The sequence below is a fragment of the Ferrovibrio sp. GW821-FHT12D07 genome (assembly GCF_058807275.1).
The window spans coordinates 370100-387526 of the sequence record NZ_JBXAQN010000001.1; the positions used below are offsets into that span (position 1 = coordinate 370100).

At 64.4% G+C, this 17427-nt stretch carries 21 protein-coding genes; 14 read left to right on the forward strand and 7 right to left on the reverse strand.

Annotation, left to right across the window (positions count from 1 at the left end):
- Positions 1-60 precede the first annotated feature (60 nt).
- Positions 61-828, reverse strand: coding sequence for a class I SAM-dependent methyltransferase (locus AC1RRE_RS01875; protein ID WP_492979354.1), 768 nt, complete (start codon positions 826-828; stop codon positions 61-63).
- A gap of 221 nt (positions 829-1049) precedes the next feature.
- Between AC1RRE_RS01875 and AC1RRE_RS01880 the strand changes: the two genes are divergently transcribed.
- Both AC1RRE_RS01880 and AC1RRE_RS01885 read left to right on the forward strand, forming a co-directional pair.
- On the forward strand, positions 1050-1664 hold the full coding sequence (locus AC1RRE_RS01880; protein ID WP_492979355.1) for a TIGR00645 family protein: 615 nt from the start codon (positions 1050-1052) through the stop codon (positions 1662-1664).
- Positions 1665-1689: 25 nt separating this feature from the next.
- Positions 1690-2757, forward strand: coding sequence for a hypothetical protein (locus AC1RRE_RS01885; protein WP_492979356.1), 1068 nt, complete (start codon positions 1690-1692; stop codon positions 2755-2757).
- Here the strand turns inward: AC1RRE_RS01885 and AC1RRE_RS01890 are convergent.
- Positions 2747-3061 (reverse strand): hypothetical protein, encoded by a 315-nt coding sequence (locus tag AC1RRE_RS01890; RefSeq protein WP_492979357.1) that lies wholly within the window; start codon positions 3059-3061, stop codon positions 2747-2749. The genes AC1RRE_RS01885 and AC1RRE_RS01890 overlap by 11 nt on opposite strands.
- 266 nt (positions 3062-3327) lie before the next feature.
- On the opposite strand from AC1RRE_RS01890, the gene AC1RRE_RS01895 reads away from it, so the two are divergent.
- Positions 3328-3975 carry an outer membrane protein gene (locus tag AC1RRE_RS01895; protein WP_492979358.1) on the forward strand — a complete coding sequence of 216 codons (648 nt, stop codon included), beginning with the start codon at positions 3328-3330 and terminating at the stop codon, positions 3973-3975.
- A gap of 2 nt (positions 3976-3977) precedes the next feature.
- Here the strand turns inward: AC1RRE_RS01895 and cueR are convergent, their stop codons facing one another.
- Both cueR and AC1RRE_RS01905 read right to left on the reverse strand, forming a co-directional pair.
- Entirely contained in the window at positions 3978-4415 is a 438-nt protein-coding gene (cueR, locus tag AC1RRE_RS01900) for a Cu(I)-responsive transcriptional regulator (protein WP_492979359.1), read from the reverse strand.
- Positions 4412-6676, reverse strand: coding sequence for a heavy metal translocating P-type ATPase (locus AC1RRE_RS01905; RefSeq protein ID WP_492979360.1), 2265 nt, complete (start codon positions 6674-6676; stop codon positions 4412-4414). The genes cueR and AC1RRE_RS01905 overlap by 4 nt, the downstream gene beginning before the upstream one ends.
- Positions 6677-6871: 195 nt before the next feature.
- On the opposite strand from AC1RRE_RS01905, the gene AC1RRE_RS01910 reads away from it, so the two are divergent.
- The 5 genes from AC1RRE_RS01910 to AC1RRE_RS01930 all read left to right on the forward strand — a co-directional run bounded on the left by AC1RRE_RS01910 (position 6872) and on the right by AC1RRE_RS01930 (position 11104).
- Positions 6872-7450: a PAS domain-containing protein gene (locus AC1RRE_RS01910; protein ID WP_492979361.1), complete on the forward strand. Its 579-nt coding sequence runs from the start codon at positions 6872-6874 to the stop codon at positions 7448-7450.
- A complete protein-coding gene (locus tag AC1RRE_RS01915; RefSeq protein WP_492979362.1) occupies positions 7447-8076 on the forward strand; it encodes a PAS domain-containing protein in 630 nt (209 codons plus the stop codon). The genes AC1RRE_RS01910 and AC1RRE_RS01915 overlap by 4 nt, the downstream gene beginning before the upstream one ends.
- A 214-nt stretch (positions 8077-8290) precedes the next feature.
- Positions 8291-8974 carry a response regulator transcription factor gene (locus AC1RRE_RS01920; protein ID WP_492981322.1) on the forward strand — a complete coding sequence of 228 codons (684 nt, stop codon included), beginning with the start codon at positions 8291-8293 and terminating at the stop codon, positions 8972-8974.
- Between the two features lie 401 nt (positions 8975-9375).
- The gene (gene gtdA, locus AC1RRE_RS01925; protein ID WP_492979363.1) at positions 9376-10446 is read left to right on the forward strand and encodes a gentisate 1,2-dioxygenase; all 1071 of its coding nucleotides are present in this window, start codon (positions 9376-9378) and stop codon (positions 10444-10446) included.
- 10 nt (positions 10447-10456) lie between these two features.
- Entirely contained in the window at positions 10457-11104 is a 648-nt protein-coding gene (locus tag AC1RRE_RS01930) for a hypothetical protein (RefSeq protein ID WP_492979364.1), read from the forward strand.
- 18 nt (positions 11105-11122) lie between these two features.
- On the opposite strand, the gene AC1RRE_RS01935 is transcribed toward AC1RRE_RS01930, so the two are convergent.
- The gene (locus AC1RRE_RS01935) at positions 11123-11404 is read right to left on the reverse strand and encodes a hypothetical protein (RefSeq protein WP_492979365.1); all 282 of its coding nucleotides are present in this window, start codon (positions 11402-11404) and stop codon (positions 11123-11125) included.
- Between the two features lie 165 nt (positions 11405-11569).
- Here AC1RRE_RS01935 and AC1RRE_RS01940 point away from each other — a divergent pair, with 165 nt between their 5' ends.
- On the forward strand, positions 11570-11947 hold the full coding sequence (locus tag AC1RRE_RS01940) for a nuclear transport factor 2 family protein (protein WP_492979366.1): 378 nt from the start codon (positions 11570-11572) through the stop codon (positions 11945-11947).
- 1 nt (position 11948) lies between these two features.
- Here AC1RRE_RS01940 and AC1RRE_RS01945 read toward each other — a convergent pair whose 3' ends face one another.
- Positions 11949-12449, reverse strand: coding sequence for a GFA family protein (locus AC1RRE_RS01945; protein ID WP_492979368.1), 501 nt, complete (start codon positions 12447-12449; stop codon positions 11949-11951).
- Between the two features lie 169 nt (positions 12450-12618).
- On the opposite strand from AC1RRE_RS01945, the gene AC1RRE_RS01950 reads away from it, so the two are divergent.
- The 5 genes from AC1RRE_RS01950 to AC1RRE_RS01970 all read left to right on the forward strand — a co-directional run bounded on the left by AC1RRE_RS01950 (position 12619) and on the right by AC1RRE_RS01970 (position 16645).
- A complete protein-coding gene (locus tag AC1RRE_RS01950) occupies positions 12619-13845 on the forward strand; it encodes a multidrug effflux MFS transporter (protein ID WP_492979369.1) in 1227 nt (408 codons plus the stop codon).
- A 32-nt stretch (positions 13846-13877) separates the two neighbouring features.
- On the forward strand, positions 13878-14702 hold the full coding sequence (xth, locus tag AC1RRE_RS01955; RefSeq protein ID WP_492979370.1) for an exodeoxyribonuclease III: 825 nt from the start codon (positions 13878-13880) through the stop codon (positions 14700-14702).
- A gap of 191 nt (positions 14703-14893) precedes the next feature.
- Positions 14894-15433 carry a sigma-70 family RNA polymerase sigma factor gene (locus AC1RRE_RS01960; RefSeq protein WP_492979371.1) on the forward strand — a complete coding sequence of 180 codons (540 nt, stop codon included), beginning with the start codon at positions 14894-14896 and terminating at the stop codon, positions 15431-15433.
- Between the two features lie 91 nt (positions 15434-15524).
- Positions 15525-16121 carry a PA14 domain-containing protein gene (locus AC1RRE_RS01965; RefSeq protein ID WP_492979372.1) on the forward strand — a complete coding sequence of 199 codons (597 nt, stop codon included), beginning with the start codon at positions 15525-15527 and terminating at the stop codon, positions 16119-16121.
- A 155-nt stretch (positions 16122-16276) separates the two neighbouring features.
- Complete coding sequence (locus AC1RRE_RS01970) at positions 16277-16645, forward strand: con-10 family general stress protein (RefSeq protein ID WP_492979373.1); 369 nt, start codon at positions 16277-16279, stop codon at positions 16643-16645.
- Between the two features lie 43 nt (positions 16646-16688).
- Here the strand turns inward: AC1RRE_RS01970 and AC1RRE_RS01975 are convergent, their stop codons facing one another.
- Positions 16689-17426, reverse strand: coding sequence for a proteasome-type protease (locus AC1RRE_RS01975; protein ID WP_492979374.1), 738 nt, complete (start codon positions 17424-17426; stop codon positions 16689-16691).
- Position 17427: the final 1 nt, after the last annotated feature.

Consider the following 17427-nt stretch of genomic DNA (forward strand, 5'->3'; position numbering starts at 1 on the left):
GCCGTATACGCCCTATCTAGACCTGCCGTGACCGACTGGCAAGCCCAGCGATGCTATGACCTAGTCTTTCACTACATAGGTGACGTTCGGATAGTAATCGACCGTCCTGATCGATGTGACCGGCATGTTGCTTTTGCGTAAAACTTCAAACAGGGCCTGCTGTGCACCATTCGTCGAATGGTTCAGCCCATGCACCGCGATGATACCACCGGGCACCAGTCGGGGCAGGAAAGCATTCAGGGCGTGCAGCGTCGGCTCGTAGAGATTGACCGACAGATGAATGATGCGGAACAGGCATTCAGGGTTGTCCTGAACGTAAGCAGCTGCCGTGACGGCCAGGTCACCCTTGATCAGTTCCCATTTGGAAAGATGACCAAGCGGCCGGTCCTTGTCGAACAGGGTCAGGCTTTTCTGCAGGTCTTCGTAACTGTCGGCTTCGTAGCCGTACTTCTTCAGGTCAACGCCGCTGTCGGTGTCATTCTTGTCCAGCGCCGTGTTGCCTTCGAATGTATCGAAGCCGAGAACCCGGCATTGATAGTTATAGGGCTCGAAGGTGGCGCAGAGATTGAGGTAGGTCAGGAAGCCCTGACCCCAGTAGACGCCGCAATCGGCTATCGACCCCACCAGCCCCCGCGTTTCATCGAAGAGCTGCTTGTAGGCGAAAAGCTTGGCGAAGTCCTGCCGGCGCACAAAGCGCATGAAGGAATGGATTTTCGAAAAACTGTCGCCGGCACTGGTGGCGAAATATTCCGCCCGCAGCTGCTCGACAGCCTTTTGCTGTTCCGAGGCCAACGGCGAGAAAGCGACATCCTGCGATTTCAAAAACATTCCGGTCCTGTCTGGTCGGCTGAGTCGATCAGCTGGTGAATGTCTCCCCCTACAGTACTGTTGGTGATTAGAGTTATACCATTAGTGTATTATTTCACGGGATCGTGATATCTCTGCGTACACGTTTCCGTATCCTGCGCGTCAGCACATCCCTGATGCGTTCGGCTCTGGCCCGGCATATCGGTCTCAGGTGGCGTGCAGCGATTTTTCGAGGGAGTCTTATGCGGCAGAATCTGGAACATTTCGTCGAGCGCATGCTGTTTGCCAGCCGCTGGATCATGGCGCCCTTCTATATGGGCCTGGCCGTTGCGCTGCTGCTGCTGCTGATCAAGTTCTTGCAGGAGCTGTTCCACACCATCCCGGTCGTCTTCTCTATGACCGAATCCCAGCTCGTACTGTCGATCCTGTCGCTGATCGACCTGTCGCTGGCCGGCAACCTGCTGCTGCTGGTGATCTTCTCCGGTTACGAGAATTTCGTCTCCAAGATTGACACCGGCGACAACAAGGACCGTCCGAGCTGGATGGGCAAGATCGATTACTCGGGCATGAAGCTGAAGCTGGTGGCCAGCATCGTCGCCATCTCGGCGATCCAGCTGCTGCGCGCCTTCATGAATATCGAGGAACGCAACAATATCGAACTGGCCTGGCTGGTCGGCATTCATCTCACCTTCGTCATCTCCGGCGTGCTGCTGGCCTGGATGGACCGCCTGACCGAGCATGCCGAGGGTCATGGCAAGGATCCGCATATTCCCGATGACGAAACCGTCTCGGACGGCACCATCGACAATGGCGCGTCCAAGACCAAGCCGGCCGCAAAGAAAAAGACCGATCACTGACCGCGGCATGACGGGAATGCGGGCGATGCGGCAGGCGGTTTTCGCGCTGCTGCCCATCCTGCTGCTGGCGGCTTGTGCGGGCGATCCCTATCGCGACTACGATCCTTTCCCCGAAGCGATCCGGTCCCTGCATCCCGCGCCGTCCTTCGCCGGCGTGCCGCATACCGACCGCAGCGGCGCGCTGCTCGACCGCTTCGAGGCCGGACGCTCTTTCTTCCCGCTGGCGCTGAGCGGCGCGCTGGTCGATTACAATCTCGGCCTCAACCGCGGCTTCCATACCGCCTTCATCGCCGACTTCAACGCCGTCGTCGCCGATCCGGAACAGCCGTTGCTCGCCACGCTGGCAGCGGCCGAAGGATCGCGGGTGCAACTGTTGCAGCCGCAGAAAGACGTGATCCATGCCGCCCTGCTGGATGCGTCATCGGCCGCCGTCGTCCCCATGCCGCGCGATCCCGCGCTGTCTGACCGCTTCGCCGCCATGGTGCGGCAGAGCCGCACGCGCCCGGTCTGGGCCCTGCTGCCCGCCTATGCCAAACCGCAGGAGCGCCTGCTGGAACCGCAGGAAGCGCGCGTGCTGGCCTGGACCGCCATTGTCGCGGGCGCCAGCGGCCTGGTCTGGCAGGGCGAGGATAATTACGCCGCGCGCAATGCCGGCGCGCTGGGCATCACCGCGCAGCCGCGGCTGGATTACGGCATTCGCACCGGCAGCATCGCGCCGCTGGTGGTGACAGCGGAAGCGGCATCATCGGCGCGCCGCCTGTGGGATGCCGTCGCGCAGATGAACCGGCGCTTCGCCCGTCTCGCGCCGACCCTGCTGCAGCCCGACGCCACCGGCTACAGCGTCGGCATCCGCAGCGACACAAAACGCGACGCCGCGCCCCTGTTGCGCACGCTGCTGAAAAGCCATGACGGCGGCTATCTGCTGATCGTGGTCAATCCCGCGCCGCGCGGCGAAGCCTATCGCGTCGCGCTGCCCTTCACCAAGGTCGCGCGGATGGATGATGATGCGCCGGTGGAGCAGGATGCGGCGCGCGGCCTGTTCCGCGACCGCATCGAGCCTTACGGCGTGCAGCTGTACCGGATCATGCCGTAGCGGGAAGGATTGCGGCACAGAGCGCCGGCACCGCCGCCTTGTCCTTCGCGTTCACCACATAGCTTTCGGTACGGCGGGTTTCGCCCGTCACCGTGACCGCCACGCCGCGCTTGGGGCAGATGCCGAGGCAGCGCACGCGGGCGACGCGCACATCTTTCTTGAAGTCGCGCGCCTTTATCTCGTCCTTCAGCGCCTGCGTCAGCTCGACGCCCTTGCCGCCATCGCATTCCGAGCAGACCAGCACCAGCGCCGTCGCCCATGGCGCGTCGACGGATTCGAGAACCGGCTTTTCTGTATGGGACATGACACACGTTTTGAGATAAGACTGCAGGCACGGAGATAGGGCGACGTGCAGCGAAGCGCAAGCTTGGCCTGAGCACAAGAGAGATAAAACGTCCCGGCAGCCCCTCCGGTTCCCGACTGTTGCACAACTACAACGCCGCCGATCCTTTCAGCGCGATGACGGTGCATATCCTTGCGCGGCGCGTTCGGCTCCCCACATCAGCGGCAACTGCCAACGCAACAAGGCAGAGCCCAAGCCCTCGCCACTTGTGTAAAGGATTGCATCGCATGTCACGCATCGCCACCCGCATCACATCTGCCGCTTTTGCGGCTGCTCTTCTCGCCGCCACGGCTGTCGTTCCAGCCATGGCCCAGGACAACACCACGCTGCGCAGCGGCAGCTATGGCGGCGTCAGCGGCGGCGCCCTGATCCCGCAGGATCGCGATGGCGGCAACAGCCTCGAACTGCAGAGCAACCCGGGCTACGGCCTGTTCGGCCAGTACGGCTACCGCTTCCCCAACCAGCTGCGTCTGGAGGCCGAACTCGGCTACGGCAATTACGAGTTCGACAAGCTGCGGCGCGGTGCCAGCCGTAGTGCGCTGGGCGATGACGTCGACCAGTATTCGGCGACCGGCGCCGCCTATTACGACTTCAACACCCGCTCGCCGATGACCCCCTATCTGGGCGCTGGCGCCGGTGTGATGCACCAGCGGCTCGACCGCAACGCCGCCACCGCCGGCGGCGTGACGCTGGCCGGCAACGACGGCAACAGCACCGATCTCACCGCCTTTGGTGAAGCCGGCCTGGCCTACCAGATTTCCAAGAGTCTGGAGATCGTGCCGAGCTATCGCTACCAGTGGATCAATGACGGCGAGCAGGGCCTGGATGACACCACCCAGCATGTGGCCCGCATCGGCCTGCGCAGCTGGTTCTGATTCTAGGGCTTACAATGCGGCGGCGGGGCTTCGGTCCCGCCGCCTTTTTCATGTCCGCCTTCAAGGTCATCGAGGATGGGGCAGTCAGGCCGGTCATCGCCATGGCAGGCGTCGGCCAGATGGCGCAGGCTGCGCTTCATCGCCTGCAGTTCTGAAATCTTGCGCGTCAGGTCGTCAATATGGCGCAGCGCGATGTCCTTCACCGCCGCCGAAGGCCGCTCGCCATCCTGCCACAGGCCCAGCAGCATGCGGATATCCTCCAGCGCGAAGCCGAGATCGCGGGACCGGCGGATGAAGCGCAGCAGGTGCACATCGCGCGTTTCATAGACGCGATAGCCGCCGCCGGTGCGGCCGGCCTCGGGCATCAGGCCGATGCTCTCGTAATAGCGGATCATCTTGGCGGTGACGCCCGATGCGGCGCTGGCCTGACCGATATTCATGACGACGCCTCCGCTGCGGGCTTCCAGCGCCTGAGCATCAGGGCGTTGGCCAGCACGCTGACACTGGACAGCGCCATGGCCGCGCCGGCCAGCATCGGATTGAGCATCCCGAAAGCGGCCAGCGGAATGCCGACCAGGTTATAGGCGAAGGCCCAGCCGAGATTCTGGCGGATGCGTGCATCGGTCGCGCGCGCAATCGCGATCGCATCGGCAACCAGTGCCGGATTGCCGCGCATCAGGGTGATGCCGGCCGCCTGCATCGCCACATCGGTGCCGCCCACCCCGTGTTCATCGGGACCGATGGCGATGCCGATATGGGCGGTGGTCAGCGCCGGGGCATCGTTGATGCCGTCGCCGACCATGGCGACTCTCTCGCCCTGTTTCTGCAGGGCGGCGATACGGGCCGCCTTCTCCTGTGGCAACAGCCGTGCTTCCACCGTCTCGATGCCGAGCTGCGCGGCCACGGCGCGCGCCGCACCCGCATTGTCGCCCGACAGCAGCAGCGTGCGGATGCCCATGGCGTGCAGCCGCGCAATGGCAGCCGGCGCCGCGTCTTTCAGCGTATCGCCAAAGGCGATCAGGCCGAGCGCACGGCGTTCGGGCAGGCTGGCGAGCCAGGAGACCGTATAGCCTTGTGTGGCCAATGCATCGGCCCTGTCATGCAGGGCCGCCGTATCGATGCCCTGCATCAGCATCAGCGCCTCGCGGCCCAGCAGCATCGGCCGGCCTTCGATCAGACCGCTGACGCCATAGCCCGGCAGATCGCGGAACTCCTCCACCGGGAGCAGGGCCTTCATGCCAGCATGGCGGCGCAAAGCCTGCGCCAGCGGATGCTGCGACCCTGCCTGCAGGCTGGCCGCCAGATGCAGCAGCGCTTCCGCATCGCTGTCTACAGCAACAACATCCGTCACCGCCGGGCGGCCTTTGGTCAGCGTGCCGGTCTTGTCGAAAGCCACCAGCGTGATGTCGCGCGCGGCTTCCAGCGCCTCGGCATCACGCACCAGGATGCCGTACTTCGCCGCCAGCCCGGTGCCGACCATCAATGCGGCCGGCGTGGCCAGACCGAGCGCGCAGGGACAGGCGATCACCAGCACGGCAACGGCCTGCAGCAGCGCACGTTCGGCATCGCCGCCACTTAAAGAGAGCGTCAGGGTGAAGGTGATCAGCGCGAGGAACAGCACGGCCGGCACGAAGATGGCACTGATCTGGTCGACGCGCTTCTGCACCGGCGCCTTCGACCCCTGTGCGGTTTCGATCAGGCGCACGATGCGACCGAGCATGGTTTCCTGTCCGGTTGCCGCCACGCGCACCACCAGCAGGCCGTCGCGGTTGATGGTGCCGGCATGCACGGCGGCGCCCGCGATCTTTTCCACCGGCAGGCTTTCACCGGTCAGCATCGATTCATCGACGCTGCCGCGTCCTTCCAGCACATCACCATCGGCGGCAAAGGCCTCGCCGGCGCGCACCAGAATCACGTCATCGCGGCGCAGCAGCGCAGCGTCGATCTCTTCCTCGGTGCCATCGACCAGGCGACGCCGCGCCGTCACCGGATGCAGCCGCATCAACGCCCGCAGCGCCGACACCGTCTGGCGCTTGGCGCGCAGCTCCAGCCACTTGCCCAGACGCACAAAGGCGATGATGGCGACGCTGGCCTCGAAATAGAGATGCGGCATCACATCATGGGCGATATGCGGCGCGGCGACATACCAGTTCCACACGCTCAGGCCCCAGGCCGCCGTGGTGCCCAGCGCCACCAGCAGATCCATGTTGCCGCTGCGCGCGCGCAGCGCCGCAAACGCGCCGCGATAGAACCGCCAGCCGAGCAGGACCTGCACCGGCGTGGCGATGGCAAACTGCAGCCATGGCGGCAGCATGCGGTTATGGATGCCCAGCACTTCGGCCAGCATGCCGCCGAGCAGCGGCAGCGCGAGCAGCAGCGCCAGCAGGGCGAGCTGTGCTTCGCGCGTCAGCGCTGCTTCCGCGTTGCCGTCATCCTGAGCGGTCATCGCCGTGAGCGGCCGCGCGTCATAGCCGGCCCTGCGCACCGCCTCGATCAGCGCCGGTACTGTGGCCGAGCCCAGGATGCGCGCGCTTTCGCCGGCGAGGTTGACGCTGGCCGCGGTCACGCCCGGCACATTGGCCAGCGCCGTCTCGACCCGGCCGGCGCAGGAAGCGCAGGTCATGCCGGAAATCGCCAGGGACAGGCTGGACGAGGCGGGCGCGGCCGACGGGGCCAGGATGGGCGGGGAAACGGCGGTCATCGGGAAGCCTTCAGGCAGTGCGGACTGCTGATCTAGATAAGGCTTCCCATCATGGGAAGGTCAAGCGGAGGGTTTAGCGCAGCGCCGGCAGCTACCGGGACGGGATTCTGATCAATTCTGTTTTTCCCCAAGTTTTCAGCACATTACCGATTCATAACGGCGTCAGTGCCCGTGGTTTTTGGTAGGGTCTGGAGCATGGATTTCGTGGCCAGCCTCCCCAACCCGCTGACCGAGCCCAGCCGCCGTTTCTTCGCAGAATGGCATCGCTGGCGCGGCGGTGGCCTCGTGCCGCAACGCAGCGTCATGGATACCGGCCGGCTCGGCGACCTGCTGACGCGCTGCCTGCTGCTGGAAATCCGCAGCCCCGATGACATGCCGATCCATTTCGCCGGCACCACCATCGGCGACCTGCTGGGCACCGACCTGGCCGGCCGCAACTATCTCGATCTCACCACGACCGATAACCGCCGCCAGCGCGCCGCGCTGCTGCTGGCCGAAGTGACGCAGCCCTGCGCCGCCGTCATCTACTACTGGCTGGAGACCAGCGCCGGCGGCATGCTGCCAGTCGAACTGGTCTCTGCGCCGCTGTGCATGCCGGGCAGCACCACGCCATCGCTGGTGCTCGCCTGCGCCACGCCGCTGATGCCGGCCGAGGGCGAATGGCAGATGGCGCCACGCTCCTATGCCGAAGGCGAAGGCCTGCAGTTCATCGATATCGGCGCCGGCCTGCCGGCCGACGCTTCGATTCACGCCAATGGAGGCGCAGAATCATGAGTCCGCAAAACACCGCGGATATCGCGGCCCTGCGCATCTTGCTCAACAAGCGACTGGATGGCGCAGTGCCGCTGCCCGCACCCGAACACGTGCAGGGAAACGCGCTTTCACCGGAGAGCCTGCATCTCATGGCCGCGTGGAAAAGCTGGCGCGGCGACCGTCTGCTGCCGCGACGCTGCGACATGAATCTGGTATCGATCGCGCGCCTGATGCCGGCGCTGTCGCTGCTTGATGTGGTCAATCCGCAACGCGCCGTCTTCCGTCTGGCCGGCAGCGACATCGAACGCCTGGTGGGCCAACGCCTGACCGGCCGCAATTTCATTGCCCTGGCCGAACCCGAACTGCAGGCCTCGCGCGGCGCGATGTTCTGGACTGCGGTGACCCAGCCCTGCGGCATTGCCGGCATTCATGCCATCGTCCAGAGCGACGGCAGCCAGCATCGCATCCAGCAGTTCGCCCTGCCGATCCTGCCCGATGACGAGGGTGCGCCGGTACAGCTGCTGGCGGTCACCAGCCGCCTGCCCGATCTGGCCCGGGGCGCGACCAGCACCGACCCGCTGCGCCAGCGCGGCGACTTGCGGCAGTTTGTCGATATCGGCGCCGGCCTGCCGATCATACAGGCGTAAGCCTGACGGCATAAATCGCGGACAACCGCAAAAATCCATTCTGCCTTCCGCAATTTCTGCCTGTTTCGCCCCGGTTGTTTACCGCTGGGCGAAGAGATTATTTTTCGGTAACCTATTCCTTATGGGTTAGGACCGCCGGATAAACCGGTGTGCAGACAAGAGGGAGGCGACTCTGGGATCCCCGCGCAAGCCAGAACGGCACAGCATTCTACTGATCGAGGATTCAACGCCTGTGCGCGCCGCGCTACGCGCCGCCCTGGAAGCGGCCAGCTACGACGTCCTGGAAACCGTCAACGGCGAGGACGGCCTGGGCAAGACGGCTGAGGCCGACCTGCTGCTGCTCGATCTCGGCCTGCCAGGCATCAGCGGCTTCGAGGTGCTGGAGCGCCTGCGCCAGACATCGCCCATGCCGGTGATCATTCTGTCGGGCCAGGAAGAAGTGGACGCCAAGATTCGCGCCCTCGACCTTGGCGCCGACGATTACGTCACCAAGCCCTTCGATGCCGGCGAACTGCTGGCGCGCGTGCGCGCCGCGCTGCGCCGCGGCCAGGAAACCGGCACCGTGAACGGCGGCGCCAAGATCGTCACCGTCGGACCTTTCCTGATCGATCCGCTGACCGGCGATACCCGGCGCGACGACCGGCCAGTGCGCCTGTCGCCGATGGAAGCACGCTTCGTGAAGATGCTGGCGCAGAAAAGCGGCCAGCCGGTCGGCACCAAGCAGCTCACCATCACGCTCTGGGGCAACGACAATGCCGAGATGCGACAGGCGCTGCGCGTGCTGGCACGCAAGGTGCGCTGCAAACTGGAGAAGGATCCGGACGAGCCGCGCTTCCTGCTCACCGAGCCGCGCCTGGGCTACCGCCTGATCGATCCGGAAATGCCCGCCACGCATTGATTCTTCACTGCATCAACCGTGTGGCTGCCATGCGATGTCTGCATGGCGGAAAACGGAAGATGTGGAATATCAGGCGATTGTGCAACATGCCTGCAACCGCAGCCATGCAGGGCGGCCACATTCACGAAAATGCGATCCCGAAAATTCCGCATCCCCCTTTGAAATTCGCGCGAGATATCCCATATCGAAAGCATGACAACGGCGCCTTGCCGTTGCCGGCATCGAAGATCCCCCCCTTTGATGCCTCTATGGCGCAGTAGTTCATATGCGCGAAACGCCCGGCTCGCCCCCCGACCGGGCGTTTTCTTTTGTCCGCTTTTCAGCATCAGACCGGTTCGCGAATAATCAGTCGTCTGATAGTGTATGCGTCATCCGCCCTGGAGAGGCGGGACGAGGACACCATGACCCAGCATCCCACCATCGACCCTGCTGTGATGCAGCAGCGCAAGGCCTATTACGACAAGATCGGCGGCCGCAAGCTGGCGCCGCTGTGGGAAGTGCTGCATGGCCTGGTGATCCCGCAGCCCAAGAGCGCCTGCCAGCCGGCGCTGTGGCATTACGACGATATCCGCGACGACGTGATGGAAGCCGGCCGCCTGATCACGGCCAAGGAAGCCGAGCGCCGCGTGCTGATCCTGGAAAACCCGGGCATGCCGGGCCAGTCGCGCATCACCACCTCGCTCTATGCCGGCCTGCAGCTGATTCTTCCCGGCGAGGTCGCGCCGTCGCATCGCCATACCCAGTCGGCGCTGCGCTTCATCGTCGAAGGCGATGGCGCCTATACCGCCGTGGATGGCGAGAAGACCATCATGCGTGAAGGCGACTTCGTCATCACGCCGAGCTGGACCTGGCACGATCACGGCAATGACAGCGACAGGCCGATGGTGTGGATGGACGGCCTCGACATTCCGCTGGTGCAGGCGCTCGATTGTTCCTTCTCGGAAAAATATCCCGAAGACAGCCAGCCGCTGTCGCGCCCGACGGGCGACAGCCTCGCGCGCTACGGCTCCGGGCTGCTGCCGGTCGATCATGAAGTGCGCGTGCCGACCTCGCCGGTCTTCAACTATCCTTACGCACGCACGCGCGAGGCGCTGGAGACCATGCGCCGCACCAATGAATGGGACCCGTGCCACGGCCTCAAAGTGCAGTATGTGAATCCGGCAACCGGCGACAGCGCCATGCCGACAATTGGCACCTTCATGCAGCTGCTGCCCAAGGGCTTTGCCAGCGAGCGCTATCGCTCGTCGGACGCCACCGTGTTCAGCGTGGTGGAAGGCGAAGGCCATACGCTCGTGGGCGAGGGTGCCGATCAGCAGACATTTGAATGGCGCAAGCGCGACACCTTCGTGATCCCGAGCTGGGTGCCGCATCGCCATCACGCGCCGGGCAGCGATGCCGTGCTGTTCAGCTTCTCCGACCGTCCGGTGCAGAAGAAGCTGGGCCTGTGGCGCGAAAGCCGCGGCAACCGGTAGGGCGCGCGCGATGACCAAGATTCACAAACTGGTAGAAGTGGCCAACGACGACGAGGAAGACGAAGACGACTTCGTCACCCTTGGCGCGCAGGATTTCCGCGAGGGCGACGATCTGGATGGCCTGCGCGCGGTGGCGCGGCTGGCGCGCCTGGTCGGCAGCCTCACCTGGTTCAGCGCCGTCGGCCGGCCGCTGACGACGCAGGAACTGCAGATCGCCGAAAACTATGTCGCGGGTGTGGGCTTCGACGGGACGCAGATCGCCGGCGTCGAGAACTGGCTGGCGGCCTCGGATGCGGCGCAGGCGCCCGACTGGGACGATGACTGGTGGCAGGCCGAGGAACAGATGCGTCGCGCGCTCTATGAAGAGGCACTACAGTTCAACGACGAACACGATCTGGAAGTGGCGCTGGAGCATGTCTCGACGCGCGCCGGCGAAGTGGCGCATGAGCGCGCCATGAAGGCGGCGGCCCGCCATGGCGTGAGCGATCCGGAATTGCTGAAAGTGGCGGCGGGGGCGGCGACCCAGGCGGCCTATCAAGCCGCCCTGGTGCTGGCGGCCAATGCCGAGGCCGACCACCCGTTCGCGATGAAGTTCAAGCTGTTCGAGATGGGCCGTCTGCCACTCGGCGTGGTCGGCAATACGTTGAACCTGTTCTGAAGCGTCAATCCTTCAGGATCAGTCCTTCAGGCGGGCGGCGCTGCGCTCTTCGCCCTTGATCTCGCGGCTGCGGCCGTAGAGGAAAATCCCGACCACCAGGCCGCCGAGCACCAGGCTCAAGCTCACGCCCCAGAACAGCGGCCAGCTTGCCGACGGATCGAAATCGCCCGACATGCCATGCCAGAAGCGCAGCGCCATATACACGGCGCCGCCCAGGGCGCCGACCAGCGCCAGGGTGATGGCGACGGCGAAGATCTTGTCGCTGCGGCTGTGCATGGGGGCAACGGGCTGGGTCTGCATGGTCTGTCCTGACGGCGCTATGTCCTTACGGAACGTCCATATAGTGCGCCATAACCTTTTCATATCCGATGTGACGAATGGCCGCGCCTCGCTACCAAAGGGCAGCACAGGGCTGCGGCATTCTGTCATAGTCTGTTGTCAGAACACTGTAGGGAGAGAGAAACGATGCCGAGCCGTGAAACGGTCGACGCTTTCGTGGCACTGGTGGAATCCAACCAGCATGACCTGGCGATCGAGCGCTATTACGCCGACGACGCCACCATGCAGGAAAACCTCAACACGCCGCCGCGCCAGGGCCGCGACACGCTGGTCGCCCATGAGCGTGCGGTGCTGGATCGTGCCAAGACCGTGCAGACCGAATGCGTGCGCCCGGTGCTGATCGAGGGCGACACCGTGGTGATCCACTGGATCTTCCATTTCGAGTTCAAGGACGGCAGCAAGCGCCGCATCGAGGAACTGGCGCACCAGACCTGGAAAGGCGACAAGGTCTGGCGCGAGCGCTTCTACTACGATCCCATCCAGATGAAGACCAACCTGGCCTGAGCTACTTCACCCAGACCTTGTGCTTCCTGTGCCAGTCGGCGAGCGACAGCTTGGGGTAGAGGTCGTAGCGCTCGTCGCTGCGGCCGACCTGCGGCTTCACCCAGTCGGCCTTGTAGCGCAGCATCAGATGCACCTTTGATTTGGGCTTCGGCAGCGGCGTGTCGATAGCCGAGGCGAAAGGATGGATCAGCGCGGGCCAGCGCGGATCGTAGAGCCACAGCGCGGTGGCGCAGTGTTTACAGAAATTGCGCTCGCCCGTGCTGACCTCGCAATTGTCGCCGTCGTCATCGCAGATCTCGGCGCGATAGACGCCGATGCTGCGTTTTCCCTTGGTGATGGTCAGGCTTTTGGCATTGCCGCCCAGGTTGATGGCGAAGCCGCCACCGCCGGCGGTCTTGCGGCAGATTGTGCAATAGCAAAGCTGGTAGGGCACCGGGGTGTGGCTGTCGAGGTTGAAGACCACCGCACCGCAGCGGCATGATCCGTCCAGATGCATCGGCATGGCAGTCTCTCCCGGAATACCTGACAGGGTCTGACATAACGCCTGATGCATAAATGTGACACCGATTGCATCGTGACAAATCACGGGTGGCCAAGCCGCTGCCGCGGCGGTATATGGCACAGTTCAAAATCGTAAAAACAAAACTCCCAGACAGATCAGAGCGTATTTCATGAACCAGCTTGCCCCCCAGACCCATGCGGCCCCGGCCTTCCTGCGCAACGCGCTGATCCTCGGCCTGCTGACCGCCATCGGACCGTTCGCCATCGACATGTATCTGCCGGCGCTGCCCTCGATCGGCGCCACGCTGAATGCCAATCCCGATGCGGTGCTGATGAGCCTGACGGCCTTCTTCATCACTTTCGCCTGCGGCCAGCTGGTCTTCGGCCCGATCTCGGACATGACCGGCCGCCGGCCGCCACTGTATTTCGGCGTGGTGCTGTTCATCATCGCCAGCGTGGGCTGCGCATTGGCCGACACAGTCGAGACGCTGATCGCCTTCCGCCTGCTGCAGGGCCTGGGCGGTGCGGCCGGCATCGTGATCCCGCGCGCCATCGTGCGCGACCTGCACAGCGGCGTGGAAGAGGCCAAGCTGCTCGGCCTGCTGATGCTGGTGTTCAGCGTGTCGCCGCTGCTGGCGCCGTTCTTCGGCAGCCTGATCATCGAGGCGACCGGCTGGCGCACCGTCTTCTGGTTTGTCGCCGGCATCGCCGTGCTGGCCGGCATCCTGGGCCTGATCATGGTGCCCGAGACGCGTTCAGCCCAGCAACGCGCCGAAAGCAGCATCGGCGGCATGCTGAAGACGGCCGGCCAGCTGCTGACCGATCGCACCTTCATGGGCCTGACGATGGCCGGCAGCTTCGCCATCTCGGCCTTCTTCATCTTCCTGGGCAACGCGCCCTTCGTTATGATCGGCGAATACGGCCTGTCGCCCAGCGGCTTCAGCATCACGTTTTCGCTGAACGCTGCGGCCTTCTTCTTCGCCGCGCAGTTCTGCGGCTGGCTCGGCGCGCGCTATGGCCTCGCCCGGCTGATCATGCCCTCGATCATCGGCTTCACACTGGCGATGGGCACGGCCTATGGCCTGAAGCTCGCCGGCTTCAACAGCCTGATCCTGATGATGGCAATGCTGTTTCTGGGTTATGGCTGCCTCGGCATCATGCTGCCCACGGCCTCGGTGCTGGCGCTGGAATCCTATGGCGAGGCGGCCGGCATGGCCTCGTCGCTGATGGCAACCCTGCAGCTGGCCATCGGCGCGGTGGCCATCGGCGTCAGCGGCAAGATCGTCGGCGGCACCAGCCTTGGCATGACCGCGGGCATCGCCGCCTGCGCCGTGGCCACACTGGTCGTCGCCCTGCTTACCTTGCGCGGCAAGGCCGAACAGGCACCGGCCGCCTAGTCTGCCGCACCGCTTTGCGCTAGAACATCGTCATGCCGAAGAAACCCGCCACGACCGCCATCAAGCTCGCCACCTGGAACATCAACTCGGTGCGGGCGCGCCTCGACCTGATGGGCGCTTTCCTCAAGCAGCACGATCCCGACATCCTGTGCCTGCAGGAAACCAAGGTGCGGGATGACGAGTTTCCGCATGAGCTGTTCGAGCAGCGCGGCTATGCCCATCGCCTGATCCATGGCCAGCCCGGCTATAACGGCGTGGCGATCTTCGCCAAGGCCGCGATCAAGCTGAAGGAAAAGCTGAACCTCGCCGGCCGCGACGACCGCCGCCATATCGCCGCCGAACTTGGCGACGGCACCATCCTGCATAACTATTACGTGCCCGCCGGCGGCGACATTCCCGATCCGGTCGCCAACGACAAGTTCGCGCACAAGCTGGAGGTTCTGGCTGGCATGACCAAGTGGTCGGCTGCGCTCAAGAAAAAGGGCGGCAAGGAAATCCTGGTCGGCGACCTGAATATCGCGCCGCTGGAACATGACGTCTGGTCGCACAAACAGCTGCTGAAGATCGTCAGCCATACGCCGATCGAGACCGAAGGCATGCTGAAGATGCAGGCAGCACGCGGCTGGGTCGATGCCGTGCGCCACTTCGTGCCCGATGACCAGAAGCTGTATTCCTGGTGGAGCTATCGCTCCGCCAACTGGGAGGCCGCCGACAAGGGCCGGCGCCTCGATCATGTCTGGATCAGCCCCAATCTGCAGCCGCAGCTCAAGGCCGCGCAGGTGATCAAGGCGATGCGCGGGATGGAAAAGGCCTCCGATCACGCGCCGATCATCATCACACTCGATCTCTCCAAGTAAAAACCCTGGAATTCTCCCAACCAGCGATTGAAGCTGGAGCGGAACCGATTGGAAGCGCAGCAGTTTTGTTAAGCGCTTCCGGTCTGGCCTCATGTCGACTGCAGGCCGGACCCGCTCATGCTGAACCCAGGCCGCCGTGCTGTCACGATCGGTGACCTGCCGTCCATGTGCTTTCGTACCGGGGTAGGCCGATGTCCGATGTCGATGTTAAAGAACGCGCCGAGACCACCACCCAGAAAAACAAGTCGAACGAGCGTGGGTTTCGCAGCGCCTTCCTGCGCGAGATTCCATTGCTGCAGCGGCGCGCCCGTGTGCTGAGCCGCAACCGCAGCCTGGCCGAGGACCTGACGCAGGAGACGCTGACCAAGGCCTGGGCGCGGCGCGACAGTTTCGAGCCCGGCACCAACCTGCGCGCCTGGCTGCATGTCATCCTGCGCAACGTCTATTTCAATCACCTGCGCAGCCGCAAACGCGAGGTGCGCGATTCCGAAGGCCTGATCGCCGAGCAGGTGCCGGTGCCGCCCGCGCAGCAGAGCAAGCTGGAGCTGAAGGAAGTGGCCGACCTGATGCAGGACCTGCCGCCGCGCCATCGCGAGGCGCTGATCATGGTGGCGGGCGAGGGCAAATCCTACAAACAGGTGGCGCGGCGCTGGCGCTGCAATATCGGCACGGTGAAAAGCCGCGTGGCGCGTGCACGCCAGTCCATGAGCGCGCTGCTGGAGCGCGGCTGAGGTCCCCATTCGCCAGTTCCCATCAGCCGAAGGTGACTTGTCGGGCCCATCCCCAGCTTGCTAGGCTTCAGGCCAGACAACGGGGGATATCATGCGCTTTTCCAAAATCCTTATGGGCCTGGCCCTCGCGCTCGGACTGGCCGCCTGCGGCACCGGCGGTTACCAGCCGCCCTCCACGCCGCCCAAGCTGGTATCGCCGCAACCGGCCGCCACCCAGCTCAGTCCCGGCCTCAAGCCGCTGTATTTCACCGGTGAGCTCGAGCATGTCGACAACATGCCGCGCACCGCCGCCGAACTGGCGCGCGGTCGCGCCGGCCAGCCGGTGCTGCAGCTTGATCTGGACTCCGGCAGCGGCGCGATGTGGGACTCCCAGCGCAACGAACTGCACTACATCCATATGAGCGGCCTGATCCAGCTGGAAGCCGGCATCTATCGCTTCGCCGCCTATTCCAATGACGGCCTGCGCATCACCATCGACCAGACCCGTGTGGTCGACGACCCCTATATCCACGCCACCCACCTGTCGCCGACCACCGAGGTCACCATCGCGGAGAGCGGCTGGTATCCGATCACGGTGCAGTTCTTCCAGAAGCGCGGTTCAGCCACGCTGCGCTTCCAGTGGCAGCCGCCAGGTGCAGGCGGGCTGATGCCGGTGCCAGCCGCAGCGCTGGCGCATCTGCGCAGCTGATCTAAACCGCGGTATTCCGCGACATTCAAACGGGGCCGCAGACGCAATTCTGCGGCCCCGCTTTTTTTGGAACAGGCTCGCCCTGCTTGTGTTGACCCGGTGACGCCGGCTCTGTCTGGCCGCGTCATCCTTCAGTCAGTACAGGGAGAGATGGCATGTCCGAGTTCAAATCCGGGTCCCGGGAGTTCGAGAACAAACCTCCGTTCGAAAACCGGGAGGACAGCAAACCGGAAGCCCCCCGCAAGGCGCCGCGCGGTTTCGCCGCCATGGACCCCGAGCGGCAGCGCGCCATCGCGTCGAAAGGCGGCCAGAGCGTGCCGGATTCCAAACGCAGTTTCTCGCAGAACCGCACATTGGCGGCGCAGGCCGGCCGCAAGGGCGGCCAGGAAAGCGGCGGCAATTTCCGCAACGATCCGGAACGTGCAGCGGCCGCCGGCCGCAAGGGCGGATCGGAAAGCGGCGGCAATTTCGCCAATGACCGGGCGCGCGCCGCAGAGGCTGGCCGCAAGGGCGGCCTCAATTAGAAAACTGGGGCCGGCCGCAAGGGCGGCCTGAACTAGCGGCTGCCTACAGCGACCAGTCCGGATCGGGGATGGTGAGGAAGACCTTGCGCAGGCCTTCGCCCCACAGGCCGCGGATGCTGGCGAAGTAGGCATCCTGGTCGGTGATGCGTTTGCGCAGGGCGAATTGCAGCGCGTCCTTGTGCAGCACCGCCAGATCAAGCGGCAGCCCCACCGAGATATTCGAGCGCAGGGTCGAGTCCATCGACACCAGCGCGCATTTCGCCGCCTGCAGCAACGGCGTGTCCGGCGTGATGACGCGGTCGAGGATCGGCTTGCCGTATTTGATCTCACCGATCTGCAGGAAGGGCGTGTCCTGCGTGGCGCGGATGAAGTTGCCGGCGTAGTAGAGCATGTACAGCTCATGCGGCTTCGCCCCGATCTGGCCGCCCAGCAGCATCGACAGGTTGGGCTCGACGCCCTGCTGCTTCAGGCCTTCGCCGTCGCGGCGCGCCACTTCACGGATGGCGGCGCCAACCATGCCGGCAGCCTCGAACATGCTGGCGGCCTGCATCAGGTTGCAGGGCTTGCCGTCTTCGTCCTCGAAGCCTTCCTTCAGCAAGGTGACGACCGACTGGCTGAGCGACAGGTTGCCTGCCGTCATCAGCGCGATGGCGCGGTCGCCCGGCTGTTCCCAGGTATACATCTTGCCGAAGGTGGAGATCGAATCCACGCCGGCATTGGTGCGGCTGTCGGACAGCATCACGATGCCGTCGTGCAGCAGAAGGCCGACGCAATAGGTCATT

Excerpts from the sequence above, each read along its gene's own strand:
- AC1RRE_RS01975 (WP_492979374.1), bottom strand. The coding sequence starts at position 17,426 with ATGACCTATTGCGTCGGCCTTCTGCTGCACGACGGCATCGTGATGCTG.
- AC1RRE_RS01960 (WP_492979371.1), top strand. The coding sequence starts at position 14,894 with ATGTCCGATGTCGATGTTAAAGAACGCGCCGAGACCACCACCCAGAAA.
- AC1RRE_RS01965 (WP_492979372.1), top strand. The coding sequence starts at position 15,525 with ATGCGCTTTTCCAAAATCCTTATGGGCCTGGCCCTCGCGCTCGGACTG.
- AC1RRE_RS01940 (WP_492979366.1), top strand. The coding sequence starts at position 11,570 with ATGCCGAGCCGTGAAACGGTCGACGCTTTCGTGGCACTGGTGGAATCC.
- AC1RRE_RS01935 (WP_492979365.1), bottom strand. The coding sequence starts at position 11,404 with ATGCAGACCCAGCCCGTTGCCCCCATGCACAGCCGCAGCGACAAGATC.
- cueR (WP_492979359.1), bottom strand. The coding sequence starts at position 4,415 with ATGAATATCGGTCAGGCCAGCGCCGCATCGGGCGTCACCGCCAAGATG.
- AC1RRE_RS01945 (WP_492979368.1), bottom strand. The coding sequence starts at position 12,449 with ATGCCGATGCATCTGGACGGATCATGCCGCTGCGGTGCGGTGGTCTTC.
- AC1RRE_RS01880 (WP_492979355.1), top strand. The coding sequence starts at position 1,050 with ATGCGGCAGAATCTGGAACATTTCGTCGAGCGCATGCTGTTTGCCAGC.
- gtdA (WP_492979363.1), top strand. The coding sequence starts at position 9,376 with ATGACCCAGCATCCCACCATCGACCCTGCTGTGATGCAGCAGCGCAAG.
- AC1RRE_RS01910 (WP_492979361.1), top strand. The coding sequence starts at position 6,872 with ATGGATTTCGTGGCCAGCCTCCCCAACCCGCTGACCGAGCCCAGCCGC.
- AC1RRE_RS01885 (WP_492979356.1), top strand. The coding sequence starts at position 1,690 with ATGCGGCAGGCGGTTTTCGCGCTGCTGCCCATCCTGCTGCTGGCGGCT.
- AC1RRE_RS01950 (WP_492979369.1), top strand. The coding sequence starts at position 12,619 with ATGAACCAGCTTGCCCCCCAGACCCATGCGGCCCCGGCCTTCCTGCGC.
- AC1RRE_RS01905 (WP_492979360.1), bottom strand. The coding sequence starts at position 6,676 with ATGACCGCCGTTTCCCCGCCCATCCTGGCCCCGTCGGCCGCGCCCGCC.
- xth (WP_492979370.1), top strand. The coding sequence starts at position 13,878 with ATGCCGAAGAAACCCGCCACGACCGCCATCAAGCTCGCCACCTGGAAC.
- AC1RRE_RS01895 (WP_492979358.1), top strand. The coding sequence starts at position 3,328 with ATGTCACGCATCGCCACCCGCATCACATCTGCCGCTTTTGCGGCTGCT.
- AC1RRE_RS01930 (WP_492979364.1), top strand. The coding sequence starts at position 10,457 with ATGACCAAGATTCACAAACTGGTAGAAGTGGCCAACGACGACGAGGAA.
- AC1RRE_RS01915 (WP_492979362.1), top strand. The coding sequence starts at position 7,447 with ATGAGTCCGCAAAACACCGCGGATATCGCGGCCCTGCGCATCTTGCTC.
- AC1RRE_RS01890 (WP_492979357.1), bottom strand. The coding sequence starts at position 3,061 with ATGTCCCATACAGAAAAGCCGGTTCTCGAATCCGTCGACGCGCCATGG.
- AC1RRE_RS01875 (WP_492979354.1), bottom strand. The coding sequence starts at position 828 with ATGTTTTTGAAATCGCAGGATGTCGCTTTCTCGCCGTTGGCCTCGGAA.
- AC1RRE_RS01970 (WP_492979373.1), top strand. The coding sequence starts at position 16,277 with ATGTCCGAGTTCAAATCCGGGTCCCGGGAGTTCGAGAACAAACCTCCG.